14 protein-coding genes are annotated in these 14,527 nt (G+C 63.8%); 8 read left to right on the top strand and 6 right to left on the bottom strand.

Annotated elements, in window-relative coordinates:
* The first annotated feature begins 166 nt into the window (after positions 1–166).
* A complete protein-coding gene (locus AC1DX4_RS09825; RefSeq protein WP_477220124.1) occupies positions 167–454 on the top strand; it encodes a hypothetical protein in 288 nt (95 codons plus the stop codon).
* Positions 455–582: 128 nt separating this feature from the next.
* Positions 583–1,059 carry an NUDIX hydrolase gene (locus AC1DX4_RS09830; protein ID WP_477220125.1) on the top strand — a complete coding sequence of 159 codons (477 nt, stop codon included), beginning with the start codon at positions 583–585 and terminating at the stop codon, positions 1,057–1,059.
* Positions 1,060–1,068: 9 nt separating this feature from the next.
* On the opposite strand, the gene AC1DX4_RS09835 is transcribed toward AC1DX4_RS09830, so the two are convergent.
* The 5 genes from AC1DX4_RS09835 to AC1DX4_RS09855 all read right to left on the bottom strand — a co-directional run bounded on the left by AC1DX4_RS09835 (position 1,069) and on the right by AC1DX4_RS09855 (position 6,239).
* Positions 1,069–1,920, bottom strand: a complete 852-nt coding sequence (locus AC1DX4_RS09835) for a citryl-CoA lyase (protein ID WP_477220126.1) — start codon at positions 1,918–1,920, stop codon at positions 1,069–1,071.
* Positions 1,917–3,101, bottom strand: coding sequence for a CaiB/BaiF CoA transferase family protein (locus AC1DX4_RS09840; RefSeq protein ID WP_477220127.1), 1,185 nt, complete (start codon positions 3,099–3,101; stop codon positions 1,917–1,919). The genes AC1DX4_RS09835 and AC1DX4_RS09840 overlap by 4 nt, the downstream gene beginning before the upstream one ends.
* A gap of 14 nt (positions 3,102–3,115) precedes the next feature.
* Positions 3,116–4,639 carry a tripartite tricarboxylate transporter permease gene (locus AC1DX4_RS09845; protein WP_477220128.1) on the bottom strand — a complete coding sequence of 508 codons (1,524 nt, stop codon included), beginning with the start codon at positions 4,637–4,639 and terminating at the stop codon, positions 3,116–3,118.
* A gap of 4 nt (positions 4,640–4,643) precedes the next feature.
* Complete coding sequence (locus tag AC1DX4_RS09850) at positions 4,644–5,180, bottom strand: tripartite tricarboxylate transporter TctB family protein (RefSeq protein WP_477220129.1); 537 nt, start codon at positions 5,178–5,180, stop codon at positions 4,644–4,646.
* Positions 5,181–5,261: 81 nt separating this feature from the next.
* Positions 5,262–6,239: a Bug family tripartite tricarboxylate transporter substrate binding protein gene (locus tag AC1DX4_RS09855; protein ID WP_477220130.1), complete on the bottom strand. Its 978-nt coding sequence runs from the start codon at positions 6,237–6,239 to the stop codon at positions 5,262–5,264.
* A gap of 185 nt (positions 6,240–6,424) precedes the next feature.
* On the opposite strand from AC1DX4_RS09855, the gene AC1DX4_RS09860 reads away from it, so the two are divergent.
* The gene (locus AC1DX4_RS09860) at positions 6,425–7,195 is read left to right on the top strand and encodes an IclR family transcriptional regulator (RefSeq protein ID WP_477220131.1); all 771 of its coding nucleotides are present in this window, start codon (positions 6,425–6,427) and stop codon (positions 7,193–7,195) included.
* 273 nt (positions 7,196–7,468) lie between these two features.
* A complete protein-coding gene (locus AC1DX4_RS09865) occupies positions 7,469–9,958 on the top strand; it encodes an EAL domain-containing protein (protein WP_477220132.1) in 2,490 nt (829 codons plus the stop codon).
* A gap of 7 nt (positions 9,959–9,965) precedes the next feature.
* On the opposite strand, the gene AC1DX4_RS09870 is transcribed toward AC1DX4_RS09865, so the two are convergent.
* Positions 9,966–10,505, bottom strand: coding sequence for a GNAT family N-acetyltransferase (locus tag AC1DX4_RS09870; RefSeq protein ID WP_477220133.1), 540 nt, complete (start codon positions 10,503–10,505; stop codon positions 9,966–9,968).
* A gap of 231 nt (positions 10,506–10,736) precedes the next feature.
* Here AC1DX4_RS09870 and AC1DX4_RS09875 point away from each other — a divergent pair, with 231 nt between their 5' ends.
* The 4 genes from AC1DX4_RS09875 (at position 10,737) to AC1DX4_RS09890 (ending at position 14,526) form a co-directional block, all read left to right on the top strand.
* On the top strand, positions 10,737–11,192 hold the full coding sequence (locus tag AC1DX4_RS09875) for a DUF2214 family protein (protein ID WP_477220134.1): 456 nt from the start codon (positions 10,737–10,739) through the stop codon (positions 11,190–11,192).
* Positions 11,193–11,444: 252 nt separating this feature from the next.
* Positions 11,445–12,422: a tripartite tricarboxylate transporter substrate-binding protein gene (locus AC1DX4_RS09880; RefSeq protein WP_477220135.1), complete on the top strand. Its 978-nt coding sequence runs from the start codon at positions 11,445–11,447 to the stop codon at positions 12,420–12,422.
* A gap of 112 nt (positions 12,423–12,534) precedes the next feature.
* A complete protein-coding gene (locus AC1DX4_RS09885) occupies positions 12,535–13,008 on the top strand; it encodes a tripartite tricarboxylate transporter TctB family protein (RefSeq protein WP_477220136.1) in 474 nt (157 codons plus the stop codon).
* Positions 13,009–13,017: 9 nt separating this feature from the next.
* On the top strand, positions 13,018–14,526 hold the full coding sequence (locus AC1DX4_RS09890; protein ID WP_477220137.1) for a tripartite tricarboxylate transporter permease: 1,509 nt from the start codon (positions 13,018–13,020) through the stop codon (positions 14,524–14,526).
* Position 14,527: the final 1 nt, after the last annotated feature.

Consider the following 14,527-nt stretch of genomic DNA (forward strand, 5'->3'; position numbering starts at 1 on the left):
TATGACGGCAATTTGCGCCGCGGGCCGGATGGCCAGGACGGGGCGGGCATGATTGATTTGAAGGCGACCGATATGCGGCCATGGCATCGCCGGACGAACACCCTATATATCGGCAATGAGCAGGATTTTTCGCAGGAATAGGCCAATATCGGAGCGTCGGTCGCCGATGGGTCTTGCATTGGCGGTGATGGCCGCGGCTTTCGTGGCCTGCTTTGCGCTGCCGGCTTCCGCGCAGGTGCTCAATCCCTCTGCCAGAAGTAACGCTTTGATCCAGCAGAACGATCTGCAGACCTTGCAGAACCGGGTGCAGCGGCAGCAATTTCAGCAGCAGCAACAGCAGTACCGCGCCCAGGACCGGGTGATCGTCCAGCAGCCGGCGCCAGTGGTGCCGCAGGTCAGGCCGAGCTGCCAGACGCAGATAATCGGCAACACCGCTGTGAGCACCTGTCGCTGACAGCCAGACTGGTCTTTTAATTAGCCGACTTACATGATAGGGGCCTTCGAGTGCCCCTGCGGCAGTTTGGGTTTTGCAAAGGCGCCACATCACGCTATGGGGCACTGCACCGACTGGAATTGTTACGAATGGCAGCCACCAAGAAAAAGGCCGTGCGCAAGGCCAAGAAAGGCGAGCGGATCCGCCAGGTCGCGGCGATTCCGTTTCGGTTGACCGCGGGCGGCGATCTCGAGGTGATGCTGGTTACGTCGCGAACGACGCAGCGCTTCATCGTCCCCAAGGGATGGCCGATGAAAGGCAAGAGCGGCCGCAAGGCCGCCACCATCGAGGCGATGGAAGAAGCCGGCGTGCTCGGCAAGACATTGAAGCAACCGGCCGGCACTTATTCCTATTGGAAACGGCTGGCCAACAACTTCATTCGTGTCGACGTCATCGTCTACCTGCTTGAGGTGACCGAGGAACTGGCCAACTGGCAAGAGGCCAAGCGGCGGCAGCGGGCATGGCTGACGCCGGCTGACGCGGCGATGCTGATCGACGAGCCGGACCTTTCGACGCTGGTCGCAACCTTGACGATTCCCGGACCTGTGCCAATCGAAGCCGGCTGAGGGCCGTCGTCAGCCGCCAGTACCGCCGTCTTTAGGGAAAGGGCGTACCGGTGTGCCGGTATAGGCCCATAGCCATTCACGCGGCAGCGGCCCCTTGTTGCGCTCGCTCTGCTGCGACTGCTCCCAGGCATGCGCCAGGATACCGACGGAGCGCGACAGCACGAACAGCCCCCTTGTCAGCGGTGGCGGGAAGCCAAGTTCTCCGTAGATGACGGCGGTGGCGCCATCGATGTTGAGCGGGATCTTCTTGCCCTTGCGCCGCGCGACCTCCGCCTCGATCGCTTCGGCGATGTCGGCGAACCGCCCATTGACGACGCCGCGCGCGGCAAATTCGCGGGTCAATTCCAGCAGCCGTGGCGCGCGCGGGTCGACCGGGTGAAAGCGGTGGCCGAGCCCCGGCACATAACCCTTTTCTTCGGCGAAGAACCGGTCGAGCCTCACCGAGACCGCCTCATCCAGCGCCGTTCCGCCATCGAGCGCCACGGCGATATCGCCGTAGAAAGCCAGCGCCTGCTCGCCGGCGCCGCCATGCACATCGCCGAGTACATTGATGGCCGAGGCCATGGCGCTGTTGATGTCGACGCCGCAGGTTGCGGCCATGCGGGCAATGGCGATCGACGGCGCCTGCGGTCCGTGGTCGACGGCAGCGCCCAGCGTAATGCCGAGCAGCGCCGCCTGCTCCTCACTGGGCAATTCGCCACGCAGCATCAGCCAGATCATTGCCGGAAAGCTGACGCGGCCGATCAGGTCCTGGATTTCATAGCCGCGCAGCCGGATGACGCCGGGGCTCATCTCGATGATGCCGGTCTGCCACCATTCCTCGCCGCGTTCACGGCCGGTTTTCCTCTGTGTATCGCTCATGCCTGCGCCTTTGCCTTGGCGCGTGGCGGCAGGTGGGCGAAAATCTCGTCCATATGCTCGCCAAGTGCCGGCGGCGGCTTCGTCGGCAAAGGCGCCGCGCCATCAACCATGAAGCCGCCGCGCAGAACGGTCAGCGGCCTGTCCATCCCGGCCACATCGTCAAAATTCGCGGTCACCTGGCGTTCGAGCACTTGCGGTTCGGCCAGCACTTGCGGGATCGTCAGCACCCGGCCGGCGGGGACACCGGCGCGATTGAATATCTCCTCCCAGGCCGCCGCCGGGGCACCCGCCAGAGCGTCCTCGATCTCGGCTTTCAGCGCCGCGCGATTGCACTTGCGTGTCTCGCGTTCGGCAAAGCGCGGGTCCAACGCCAGTTCCGTTCGCCCGATCAGCCGGCACAGCGTCACGAACTGCTCCTGCTTGTTGGCGGCGATGTTGAGCAGACCGTCACCGGTGCGGAAAGCGCCGGAAGGTGCCGCGGTCATGTTCTCATTGCCCATCGGCTTGGGATCGACCCCTGCCGTCAGATAGTTCGACACCGGCCAGCCAAGCGCGGAAAGCGTGCATTCGAGCATCGAGACGTCGAGGAAGGCACCCTCGCCTGAGGTCTTCTGCCTGACCAGCGCCGCCGCAATACCGAACGCGCCGACCAGCCCGCCCAGCGTGTCGGCAACAGGATAGCCGACGCGCAGCGGCGCCGTTTCAGGCGTGCCAGTGATGCTCATGATGCCCGACAGGCCCTGGATGATTTGGTCATAGGCGGGATTGTCGCACATCGGCCCGGTCTGACCGAAACCCGATATCGCGCAATAGACGAGGCCGGGGCGGATCGCCTTCAACGCTTCATGGCCAAGGCCGAGCCGATCCATCACGCCGGGTCGGAAATTCTCCACCAGCGCATCGGCACTGGCGACCAGATCGAGGAAGCGCTCGCGATCGGCTTCCTTCTTCAGATCGAGCACGACGGATCGTTTGCCGGCGTTCTGCGCCAAGAACGAGGCACCCATGCCGGCTTGATTGAGCTTTGGCGAGCCGCCGAGCTGGCGCGCGAGGTCGCCGCCTTGCGGCCCCTCGACCTTGATCACGTCTGCACCCAGCAGCGCCAGCTGATAGGCACAATAGGGGCCGGCCAGGACATTGGTCAGATCAAGGACGCGGATACCGGAAAGCAGGTCAGTCATATCTTTCAAATCGCTCAGGCATCGCCCGGCACATGCTCCGGTCCGCGCCGCCGGCGATGCTCGATGAAGGCCCAGATATGCGGCCCGGCGAGGCCGATGAAGGCGAGCGTCAGCAGCGTCAGCGACAGCTTGTGCGTGTAAAACACTGACCAGTCGCCATTCGAGATGGTCATTGCCCGGCGGAACTGGGTTTCGGCCAGCGGCCCCAGGATCATGCCGATGATGACGGGCGCGGTCGGGAAGTCGAAGCGCCGCATCAGGAATCCAGCCGCCCCCAGCAGATAGAGGATGACGAGGTCGATGGGCGACTGCGAGATGCCATAGGTGCCGACAGTCGCAAACACCAGGATGCCGGCATAGAGCTGCGGCGCCGGGATCTTCAACAGCCGCACCCACAGTCCGATCAGCGGCAGGTTGAGGATGACGAGGATGACATTGGCAATGAACAGGCTGGCGATCAGGCCCCAGACCAGGTCGGCCTGCGTCGTCAAAAGCAGAGGCCCGGGATTGATGCCGTAGCTCTGGAACGCCGACAGCATGATCGCCGCCGTCGCCGAGGTCGGCAGGCCGAGCGTCAGCATCGGCACCAGCACGCCGGCGGCGGACGCATTGTTGGCGGCCTCGGGACCGGCAACGCCCTCGATGGCGCCGACGGTGCCGAACTCCTCCTTGTGCTTCGACAGCTTCTTTTCGATGGCGTAGGACAGGAAGGTCGGGATTTCGGCGCCGCCGGCCGGCATGGCGCCGATCGGGAAGCCGATCGCCGCCCCGCGCAGCCAGGGCTTCCATGAGCGTCCCCATTCGGCCGCAGTCATATAGAGCGAGCCTTTCAGCGGCACGATCTCATCCTTGCCGGCATAGCGGCGCGAAGCCATGTAGAGCGTCTCGCCGACGGCGAACAGACCGACGGCGGCTATGATGACGTCGACGCCATCGAGCAGTTCGGTCGAGCCGAAGGTGAAGCGCGGCTGGCCAGTCTGCAGGTCGACGCCGATCATGCCGATGACAAAGCCGGCAAACAGGCTGGTCAGGCCACGCACCGAGGACGAGCCGAGCACGGCCGAAACCGTGATGAAGGCCAGCACCATCAGCGAGAAATACTCGGCCGGGCCGAAGGCCAGCGCGAACTTGACCACCACCGGCGCCAGGAAGGCGACGCCCAGCGTGCCGATGGTTCCGGCAACGAAGGAGCCGATCGCCGAGGTGGCAAGCGCCGCACCGCCACGGCCGGACCGAGCCATCTTGTTGCCTTCCAGCGCGGTGACGATGGTGGCGCTTTCACCGGGCGTGTTGAGCAGGATCGACGTCGTCGAGCCGCCATACATGGCGCCGTAATAAATGCCGGCGAACAGGATGAAGGACGCTTCCGGCGCCACCTGGTAGGTGATCGGCAGAAGCAGCGCGATGGTCAGCGCCGGCCCGAGGCCGGGCAGCACGCCGATGGCGGTGCCGAGCGTGGTGCCGAGCAGGCACCACATCAGGTTCATCGGCGTGAAGGCGACGGAAAATCCATGTGCGAGATGACCAAGCGTGTCCATGGCGTCAGCCTCCCAACGCGCCGATGATCGCATCGATCACCGTGTTCAGCTGGTTCTCGATGAAGCCGGCGCCGATGTTGACGCCGAGCGCCCTGGCGAAGCCGAAATAGGCGGCCAGCGCCAGGATAAGGCCGGTGAGCGCATCGCGCAGCGTATGCCTGCTGCCGAAGCCATAGCAGATGAGAACGAACATGATGACGGACGCCGCCGTGAAGCCAAGCGGTCGGATGAGCAGCAGGTTGGCGACCAGGCCGATGACGACGAAGCCCATCGCCTTCCAGTCGGTCGGCGTTTCCTTTTCCTCCTCCGGCTGCCAGCCGCCGCGAAACGCGGCGAGGATGAGCAGCAGGGACAGCACCACCAGGCCGACCATGGTGAGATAGGGAAAGACGGTCGGGCCGACCTTGGAATAGAGCGGCGACACCGGGATCGCCAACGTCTGCCAGGCCACGGCGCCGGCACAGGCCAGAAGGCCGATGCCAACAAGCAATTCCGGCACGGCAAGGCGCGAGGCCGCCGCCGGCTGATTGATGCTGCTCATGAATGTCCTCCCCGATATGGTCCCTGCAGTCGGCTGGAACTGAAAAATGAGGGACGGCTCGCGCCGTCCCCCTGGGGAAAATCAGGCGAGGCCGAGATCCTTGAGGATGGCTTCGATGCGCGCCGAATCCTCGGCGATGAATTTCGCATAGTCGTCGCCGGTGAGCAGGATGGGCGTCCAGTTGCGGTTCTTGCACTCGGTCGCCCAGGCATCGCTTTTGGCCATGGTCTCGACCAGCGTGATCATCGCCGCCCTGTCGGCGTCGGACACGCCGGGAGGCGCGAAAACGCCGCGCCAATTGAACAGTTCGACATCGACGCCGGCTTCTTTCAACGTCGGTGCGTCGATGCCGTCCTGGCGCTTGTCGGCCGAGATGGCGAGCAGCCGGAGCGCGCCGGCCTTCACCTGTTCGGAGAATTCTCCAAAGCCGGAGATGCCGGCCGCCACCTGGTTGCCGAGCAGCGCCGACAAAGCCTCGCCGCCGCCCGCGAACGGCACATAGGAAAGGCTGGTCGCCGGAACGCCGACCGTCTTGGCGATCAGGCCGAACAGGATGTGGTCGGAGCCACCGGCGGAACCGCCGGCGACAGGAACCTTCGTCGGATCGGCCTTGAGCGCGGCGACGAAATCGGCGGCGGTCTTGAATGGCGATTCCGCCGGCACCACCAAGGCCTCGAACTCGCCGGTGAGGCGGGCGATCGGCGTGACCTGCGTCAGATTGTTGGCGGCCTTGTTGGCGATGATGGCGCCGACCATGACCATGCCGGCGACCATCAGCGAATTGCCCTTGCCGTTCCACTGGCTGATGAATTGCGGCAGTCCGACCGTGCCGCCGGCGCCGCCGACATTGGTGATCTGCGAGCCGGAGATCAGCTTCTCGCTGCGCAGCACCTGATCCATCGTGCGCCCTGTCTGGTCCCAGCCGCCGCCGGGTGCCGCCGGCACGAAAATCTGGATCTGCGGTGCGCCTTCGGCGAAAGCGGGCGTGAGATGAAGTCCTGCAAGGCCGGCAGCGCCTGCCGCCGCCGTGCTCATCAAAAATCTGCGTCTGTTCAGCATGGGATTCCTCCAGATCACGACACCTCCTCCGGTGCCTGCCAAACGCGCCTGCATTCACAGACCCGTGATCGAGTTCAAGCAGATGTTACCGAGTTCTGTCAACGGGAACGATATTCTGCTAGACAGAACGATCCAGCGGCGGGACAGGGTGGCTCCGCTCAGGCTTCTCCGAACTGGGAATTGCAATGGACTCGCCAAGCAGATCGACTGACGCAGAAAGCCGGCGCCCGTCCGCCGAAGGTGTTGCGGCACTTGATCGGGCGATCGCTATCCTCGATGCCTTCACCACGGCCGACCGCTCGCTCAGCCTGGCCGAAATCGCGGCGCGTACCCGTCTTTACAAGAGCACGATCCTGCGGCTGGCGAATTCGCTGCTGCGCGGGCACCTGCTCGAGCGCCTGGACGATGGACGCTACCGGGTCGGGCCCGCCGCCTTTCGGCTCGGCGCGCTTTATCAGCGTTCGGTGGTGGCGGTCGATATCCTGCTGCCTATCATGCGCGACCTCTCCGAGCACAGCTGGGAGAGTGTTGCCTTCTATGTTCGTTCGGGCGACGTCCGCACCTGTCTCTACCGCGTCGAATCCAAGCATCCGATCCGCTACACGATACGCGAGGGTGACGTGTTGCCTTTGCTGGTCGGCTCGGGCGGACGCGTGCTCGCAGCGTTTTCAGGCCAGCCGGGCGAACCCTACGAGACCATCCGCAGAACCTGCAATTGCCTCGCCGTCGGTGACCGCGACCCCGACACGGCGGGCGTCTCGGCGCCGGTATTCGGGCCGGGGCGCGTGCTGCTTGGCGCCTTGACGCTGGCTGGTCCGAGCTCGCGCGTCGACGCCGCCTTCCTTCAGCGCATGAAACGTCCGCTGCTCGAGGCGGCGGCTCGCGCCACGCGTGCGTTCGGCGAAGACGCCTCCTTGTTGGAGCAAGCCAGTCTCGCGGCGGAGGCTCTGCCCTAGCTCCCATGGTTGCGGCCCGGAAGGCTCGATACGTTTCAAATACAAATCGATCAAACTTGAAGCAATTGCTTGACGTAGCGTAATATTCGGCTCGCTCGCGGCAAGAATCGGTTTTGTAAAAATGGAATTATTTATTCGCTGTTAAGCCCGCACGTGATAACCGGATTGTTGTCGCCGTCTGAGTGACATGAGGGAAGAACAGCGTCTTAAACCGACGGATGAAACAGTCGGGCGGACGCACTGACAGGATCATGGCAAGTCCATGCAAGTTCGATGAAGCTGTCATCGAGGAACGCGAGCCCCCGTCTTCTCGGGTTGGTCTGGCCCTTCATTGCCGTCGTCCTCATCCAGGCGCTGGTCGCCAGCCTCAGCCTCTACACGCTTTCGGCGGTTCGCGCCTATGTCGGCGGCGAGAGCCAATGGTCCAAGGGCCAGAAGCACGCCATCTATTTCCTCAGCCTCTATGCGGACACCGGCAAGGAGGAGTTCTTCAGCGAGTATCGTGCAGCGATCGCCGTTCCTCTGGCCGACCGCTCGGCCCGCCTGGCACTTGAGCAGCCCGAGCCCGACACCGAAGCGGCGCGCGCCGGCTTCTTGCAGGGCAGAAACCATCCGGACGACGTTGCCGGGATGATCTGGCTGTTCCAGAATTTCCGCAGCTTCATCTATCTCGACACAGCCATCCGCCACTGGACCGCCGCCGACACCATGATCCTCGCCATCCAGCGGCTCGGCGACGCGATGCACGCGACATTGAGCAAGGGGAAGGCGTCACCGGCCGAGATCAGCGCCTGGAAGACGGATATCCATCAGCTAGATCGTCAGATCAGCCCTCTTTCCAAGGCCTTCTCGGACAGTCTCGGCGAAGGCTCGCGCTTCATCCGCGTGCTGCTCACATTTGCCAATCTTGTCACCGCCGCCTTGCTGATCCTGCTTGCCGTGTGGCGCACACGCAAGCTCCTGGCGCAGCGCCAGGCCTTCCAGCTGGCGCTCAATACCGAGCGCGAGCGCGCCCAGATCACCTTGGCTTCGATCGGCCAGGCCGTCATCAGCACCGGGGCTGACGGACGACTGGACTATATGAACCCGGTCGCCGAGAAATTGTTGGCCTGCCCGTTCAGCAGCGCCAAGGGCAAACCGATCGCTTCGCTGTTCCGGCTGGTGGACAAAGACACCAGCGTTGAAGAACCCCGACTGATTGAATGCCTGCTGGCCGGCGAACCGCGCCGTTCCAGCGCCCGTCCGCAATTGCTGCAGCGACCGGACGGCTCTGTTGTTCCCGTTGCGCTGACCGGCGCGCCGCTGCTCGTTTCCGGTGAAGTCGTCGGCGCGGTGCTCGCCTTCCACGACATGACGCGCGAAGAGGATTATATCGAGCGGCTTTCATGGCAGGCTTCGCATGACGCATTGACCGGACTCGCCAACCGGCGCGATTTCGAAAGCCGGCTGGAAAGGACGATCGTCGAATTGCAGGGCCAGCCCCGGCAACACGCCTTGATGTATCTCGATCTCGACCAGTTCAAACTGGTCAACGATACCTGTGGCCATGCCGCGGGCGACCAGTTGCTGCGCCAGATCTCCGCACTGCTGACCCACGAATTGCGGCCGGGAGACGTGCTGGCACGATTGGGCGGCGACGAATTCGGCGTGCTGCTGATCGATTGTGAAGCCAATGATGCGGCCGACATCGCCGAACGGCTGCGCGCGGCCGTGCAGAACCTGCATTTCGCCTGGGACAACAGGCCCTTCAACATCAGCGTCAGCATCGGCATGGTGCAGATCGTCAATGCGCAAGTGACGATCGAGGAAGCGCTGCGGGCCGCAGATGTCGCTTGCTACATGGCCAAGGAAAAGGGCCGCAACCGCGTCCAGATCCACAGCGATGGCGACATGGCCTTGCGCGAGCGTTTCGGCGAGATGGCCTGGGTGCAGCGCCTGCACGCCGCATTGGAGCAAAACCGCTTCAGGCTTCATGCCCAGGAAATCTGGCCGCTCAACGACGACGCCGCCGAGGCGGGAGCGCATATCGAAATCCTGTTGCGGCTGACCGACGAAGACGGCAGCTTCGTCACCCCGCAGAGCTTCATTCCCGCGGCCGAGCGTTACGGCCTGATGCCGTCGATCGACCGCTGGGTGGTGCGCAACACCTTCCGCGTCCTGGCCGCACGGCAAGCCGATCCGCGCACGCCGCCGATCACGACATGCGCCATCAATCTGTCCGGGGCGACTTTCGGCGACGAGACCTTTCTCGGCTTCCTGCGCGAGCAGTTCCTCGTCCATGGCATTTCGCCTGCCATGATCTGCCTGGAGATCACCGAAACCAGCGCCATCGCCAATCTCACCAACGCCATGCGCTTCATTGCCGATCTGCGCGGGCTGGGCTGCCGCTTCGCGCTCGACGATTTCGGCTCCGGCATGTCGTCCTTCGCCTATCTCAAGCACCTGCCGGTCGACTACCTCAAGATAGACGGCAGCTTCGTCAAGGACATGGTGGAGGATCGCATCGACCGCGCCATGGTCGAGATGATCCACCACATCGGCAAGGTCATGGGCAAGCGCACCATCGCCGAGTTCGTCGAAAGCGACGGCATCATTGCCGCCCTGAAGACGATCGGCGTCGACTATGCCCAAGGCTATGGGATCGCCAGACCGAAGCCTTTCGATGCCTCGACGGTGCTGCTCGGCCCGAGCGTCACGCCGGCCGCGGAGAGCACCGATCCATGGGCCGATCTGACACGGAAGCTGCGCCGCAAGGCCGGCTGAAGCGCGCTCAGGGCCGCCGCTCCAGCAGGATGGTCGGGGCATCGTGATAGAGGGTCCGCGTCACCTCGCTGTAGCCGCACTTCCTGGCGACATTCTGTGAAGCCGTATTTTCGGGATCGATGATGCAGACGGTTTTGGCACGTCCGAAGGTCTCGTCGCCCCAGACGTGCACGCGGCTGACGATCTCGGTGGCAAGGCCCGCGCCATGCACGGCCGGAGCCAGCGCCCATCCGGCTTCGGGAATGCCTTCGATCGACGGTTCCATGTCGCGCTTAAGATCGTGAAAACCGGCCTCGCCGACGAAGCGGCCCGTCGCCTTCTCCTCGATCGCCCAGAAGCCGTAGCCCAGCAGTGACCACAGGCCAGCGTGGCGCAGAAAACGCATCCAGCTTTCCTCGCGCGTGCGCGGCTTGCCGCCGATGAAGCGGGTGACGGCCGGGTCCGCCCACATCGTGGCATAGGCGTCGAAATCGCCCATCCGGTGCGCCCGCAGAATGGCTCGCTGCGTCTCGATGACGGGGGCGACGGTCACTTGGCGGTTGTTCATGGGACTTGCCTCGCTGATGGTGTCCGCGCTTAGCAAATCGCCCCAGCGGTGCAAGGGCCACCACGAGACGCGCCATCATCCAGGCAAGCGGCAGCGGACAATTTTCTGCGGCGGCGGCTTCGCTATGGGAATTCTGTTCGACGGTGTTATTTTCCCGGCAGGCTGATTCAGCACCCGGCGACTCGACCTTTCCGGACGCGGGCTGGGGCCATCAAACCCAAGGGAAAAAGCATGGACACGACCGACCTTGTGCTTGCCATTGTCCACCATCTGCTGGTGTTTTCCCTGGCAGGGATCATCGGCGCCGAATTCGTGCTGATCCGCGGCGACCTGCCCGCCGTGACGCTCAAGCGGCTCGCCGGCATCGACCGTCACTATGGCATCATCGCCACGCTGATCATCATCGTCGGCATCGGCCGTGTTGTCTGGGGCCTGAAGGGCTGGGAGTTCTACGTCTACAACTGGGTGTTCTGGGCCAAGATGGCGGCGTTCGGCATTGTCGGACTGCTGTCGATCATCCCGACAGTGCGCTTCATTTCCTGGAACCGGCAGGCCGGCGCCAATCCCTCCTTCACCGTGCCCGCGAGCGAACTGGCCTCGGTGAAGACCTATATCCGCACTGAAGCCTTCGTCTTCCTGATGATCCCGGTCTTCGCGGCAGCGATGGCGCGCGGCTACGGATACTAGTCCAGAATAGATCGGAAGCAGGCAGACGTCTGCAATCGATATTTGACGAAGCCGGCCGACTTTCGACCATTTCGCATCCCGCCCCAACTCGAACATCTAGCCGTTGCGTGCCGCTACCGCGGATAATCTCAGTTTGCCATTTGAGTCCGATTGCAATCTATTGGCTGACGCTGGTTGTTGTTTCATCCGCGGCCGGCATTGAGAGGAGTTCCGCGCAGCAGTTTTTATTCATATCCCGGGAGGAGAATTACGATGCGAAAATTTGTTGCCGCTCTGGCCGCCGCCGCGGCCGTCACGCTTTATTCGTTCGCCGCCAACTCACAATCCTATCCCGAACGCACCATCACCGTTGTGGTGCCGTTTGCGGCGGGCGGCCCGACCGACACGGTCACCCGCCTCGTCGCCGAAGCCATGTCGAAGGATCTCGGCCAGCAGGTCATCGTCGAGAATGTCGGCGGCGCCGGCGGCACGCTTGGTGCGGGCCGCGTCGCCAATGCCGATCCCGACGGCTACACGCTGCTTCTCCATCACATCGGCATGGCGACAAGTGCCACGCTCTACAGAAAGCTCGCCTACGACACGCTGAACGCTTTCGAATATGTCGGCCTGGTGACCGAGGTGCCGATGACCATCGTCGGCCGCAAGGAGCTCCCGCCGACCGATCTGAAAGGGCTGGTCGACTACGCCAAGGCCAACAAGGACAGCATCACCGTGGCCAATGCCGGCATCGGTGCGGCCTCGCATCTGTGCGGCATGCTGTTCATGAGCGCCATCGGCACGCCACTGGTCACCGTGCCCTACAAGGGCACCGGCCCGGCCATGACGGATCTTCTCGGCGGCCAGGTCGACATCATGTGCGACCAGACGACCAACACCACCAAGCAGATCCAGGGCGGCACGATCAAGGCCTATGCCGTAACCTCGCCGGAACGCCTCGATGTGCTGAAGGATGTCCCGACGACTGTGGAAGGCGGCCTTCCCGCGGTGCAGGTCGGCATCTGGCACGGCCTCTATGCGCCGAAGGGCACGCCGGCCGAGATCACCGACCGCCTGTCGAAATCGCTCCAGGTCGCACTGAAGGACCAAAACGTCGTCGCCCGCTTCGCCGAACTCGGCACCAAGCCATCTTCGCAGGCCGACGCGACGCCGGTGGCGCTGAAGGCCAAGCTGGAAAGCGAGATCACGCGCTGGAAGCCGATCATCGAAGCCGCCGGCCAGTACGCCGACTGAGGCTTGAACGGGGCGCCACCGGCGCCCCGTTTTCGCCTCGGCCCGTTTTCACATTTGCCCCGTCTTCACATTCACAGCGGCAGGCCCCGGCAAAGGGTCTGGGAGGACCGTCATGAAACCTTTCGCAATCGACAGGACCAACGGCCTGTGCGCCGTGCTCTTCATCTTCTTCGGCGCCTTTTTTGCGCTGCAGTCGCTCGGGCTCGAAATCGGAACCGCCTTCCGTATGGGACCGGGCTATTTCCCGCTGGTCCTGGCGATCGTGCTGATCCTGCTTGGCGCCGTCATCCTCGTCCAGGCGGTGCGCGTCGAGGGCGAGCCGATCGGCCCCATCGCCTGGCGCGGCATGCTGTTCATCCTGCCGGCGCCGATCTTCTTCGGCCTGACGGTGCGCGGCCTCGGCTTCGTCCCGTCGATCTTCCTGACGGCGCTGATCGCCGCCTTTGCCAGCGGCCGCATGAAGCCGCTCACCGCGCTCGTGCTGTCGGCTGCCCTGACGCTGTTCTCGGTCCTCGTCTTCAGCTACGCGCTCGGGCTGCCGTTCCAGCGCTTCGGCCCCTGGCTGCCCCCATGGCTGGCATTGTGAGGCGCTGACATGGACCTCCTCCACAACCTCGAGCTTGGCTTCTCGACGGCCACAACGCCGGCAAATCTCGGTTTCTGTCTGATCGGCGTCCTTCTCGGCACGCTGATCGGCGTCCTCCCCGGTATCGGCGCCACCGCAACCATCGCCATGCTGTTGCCGATCACCTTCCAGATCGGCGATCCGGTTTCTTCCCTGATCATGCTCGCGGGCATTTATTACGGCGCCCAGTATGGCGGCTCGACCACCGCCATTCTCATCAACATGCCCGGCGAATCCTCCTCGGCCGTCACCGCCATCGACGGCTACCAGATGGCCAAGAACGGCCGTGCTGGCGCAGCACTGGCGATCGCCGCGATTGGCTCGTTCTTCGCCGGCACGGTGTCGACCTTCCTCGTCGCCGTCTTTGCCCCGCCGCTGACGGCGATAGCCCTGCAATTCGGCGCGGCGGAGTATTTTTCGCTGATGATCGTCGGCCTCGTCTCGTCCATCGCGCTCGCCCACGGCTCGATCGTAAAGGCGCTGGCGATGGTCGTGCTCGGCCTGTTGCTTGGCATTGTCGGCACCGACATCTACACCGGGACGCCGCGCTTCACGCTGGGCATCCGCGAATATGCCGACGGGCTGAATTTCGTCGCGGTGGCGGTCGGCGTCTTCGGCGTCGCCGAGATCCTGCGCAACCTCGAAAACGAGCATGAGCGCGCGGTGATGATCAAAAAAGTCTCCGGCCTGATGCCGACCCGCGACGACTTCAAGCAAATGGCAGCACCCATCGTGCGCGGAACCATCATCGGTTCGGCGCTCGGCATCCTGCCCGGCGGCGGCGCGGTGCTTGCCGCCTTTGCCTCCTACACGGTGGAAAAGCGCGTCTCCAAACACCCGGAGGAGTTCGGCAAGGGCGCCATCGCAGGCGTCGCCGGGCCGGAATCGGCCAACAATGCCGGCGCCCAGACCTCCTTCATTCCGATGCTGACGCTCGGCATTCCGGCCAACCCGGTGATGGCGCTGATGATCGGCGCCATGATCATCCAGGGCATCGTGCCCGGCCCCAATGTCGCGACTGAACAGCCGGCGCTGTTCTGGGGCATCATCGCCTCGATGTGGATCGGCAATCTGATGCTGATCATCCTGAACTTGCCGCTGATCGGCCTTTGGGTGAAACTGCTGACGATCCCCTACTATGTGCTTTTTCCGATCATCATGGCGTTCTGCTCGATCGGCGTTTACAGCGTCAACACCAACGCGTTCGACCTCTATGCCGTCGCCTTCTTCGGCTTGCTCGGATACGTCCTGACCAAGCTGCGCTGCGAACCGGCGCCGCTGCTGCTCGGCTTCGTGCTCGGCCCGTTGCTCGAGGAAAACCTGCGCCGCGCCATGATCCTGTCGCGCGGTGACCCCTCAACCTTCGTGACGCGGCCGATCAGCGCCGGCCTGCTGCTGGTCGCACTCGCCGTGCTCGTCATCGTCTTCCTGCCATCAATCAAGAAGAAGCGGGAAGAGGTGTTCGTGGAGGAGAGTTGAA

Source organism: Mesorhizobium sp. P3_A8, from assembly GCF_056402995.1.

Bases quoted from the DNA above. Each gene is read 5' to 3' on its own strand.
- AC1DX4_RS09825 (WP_477220124.1), top strand. From the start codon at position 167: ATGGGTCTTGCATTGGCGGTGATGGCCGCGGCTTTCGTGGCCTGCTTT.
- AC1DX4_RS09830 (WP_477220125.1), top strand. From the start codon at position 583: ATGGCAGCCACCAAGAAAAAGGCCGTGCGCAAGGCCAAGAAAGGCGAG.
- AC1DX4_RS09835 (WP_477220126.1), bottom strand. From the start codon at position 1,920: ATGAGCGATACACAGAGGAAAACCGGCCGTGAACGCGGCGAGGAATGG.
- AC1DX4_RS09840 (WP_477220127.1), bottom strand. From the start codon at position 3,101: ATGACTGACCTGCTTTCCGGTATCCGCGTCCTTGATCTGACCAATGTC.
- AC1DX4_RS09845 (WP_477220128.1), bottom strand. From the start codon at position 4,639: ATGGACACGCTTGGTCATCTCGCACATGGATTTTCCGTCGCCTTCACG.
- AC1DX4_RS09850 (WP_477220129.1), bottom strand. From the start codon at position 5,180: ATGAGCAGCATCAATCAGCCGGCGGCGGCCTCGCGCCTTGCCGTGCCG.
- AC1DX4_RS09855 (WP_477220130.1), bottom strand. From the start codon at position 6,239: ATGCTGAACAGACGCAGATTTTTGATGAGCACGGCGGCGGCAGGCGCT.
- AC1DX4_RS09860 (WP_477220131.1), top strand. From the start codon at position 6,425: ATGGACTCGCCAAGCAGATCGACTGACGCAGAAAGCCGGCGCCCGTCC.
- AC1DX4_RS09865 (WP_477220132.1), top strand. From the start codon at position 7,469: ATGAAGCTGTCATCGAGGAACGCGAGCCCCCGTCTTCTCGGGTTGGTC.
- AC1DX4_RS09870 (WP_477220133.1), bottom strand. From the start codon at position 10,505: ATGAACAACCGCCAAGTGACCGTCGCCCCCGTCATCGAGACGCAGCGA.
- AC1DX4_RS09875 (WP_477220134.1), top strand. From the start codon at position 10,737: ATGGACACGACCGACCTTGTGCTTGCCATTGTCCACCATCTGCTGGTG.
- AC1DX4_RS09880 (WP_477220135.1), top strand. From the start codon at position 11,445: ATGCGAAAATTTGTTGCCGCTCTGGCCGCCGCCGCGGCCGTCACGCTT.
- AC1DX4_RS09885 (WP_477220136.1), top strand. From the start codon at position 12,535: ATGAAACCTTTCGCAATCGACAGGACCAACGGCCTGTGCGCCGTGCTC.
- AC1DX4_RS09890 (WP_477220137.1), top strand. From the start codon at position 13,018: ATGGACCTCCTCCACAACCTCGAGCTTGGCTTCTCGACGGCCACAACG.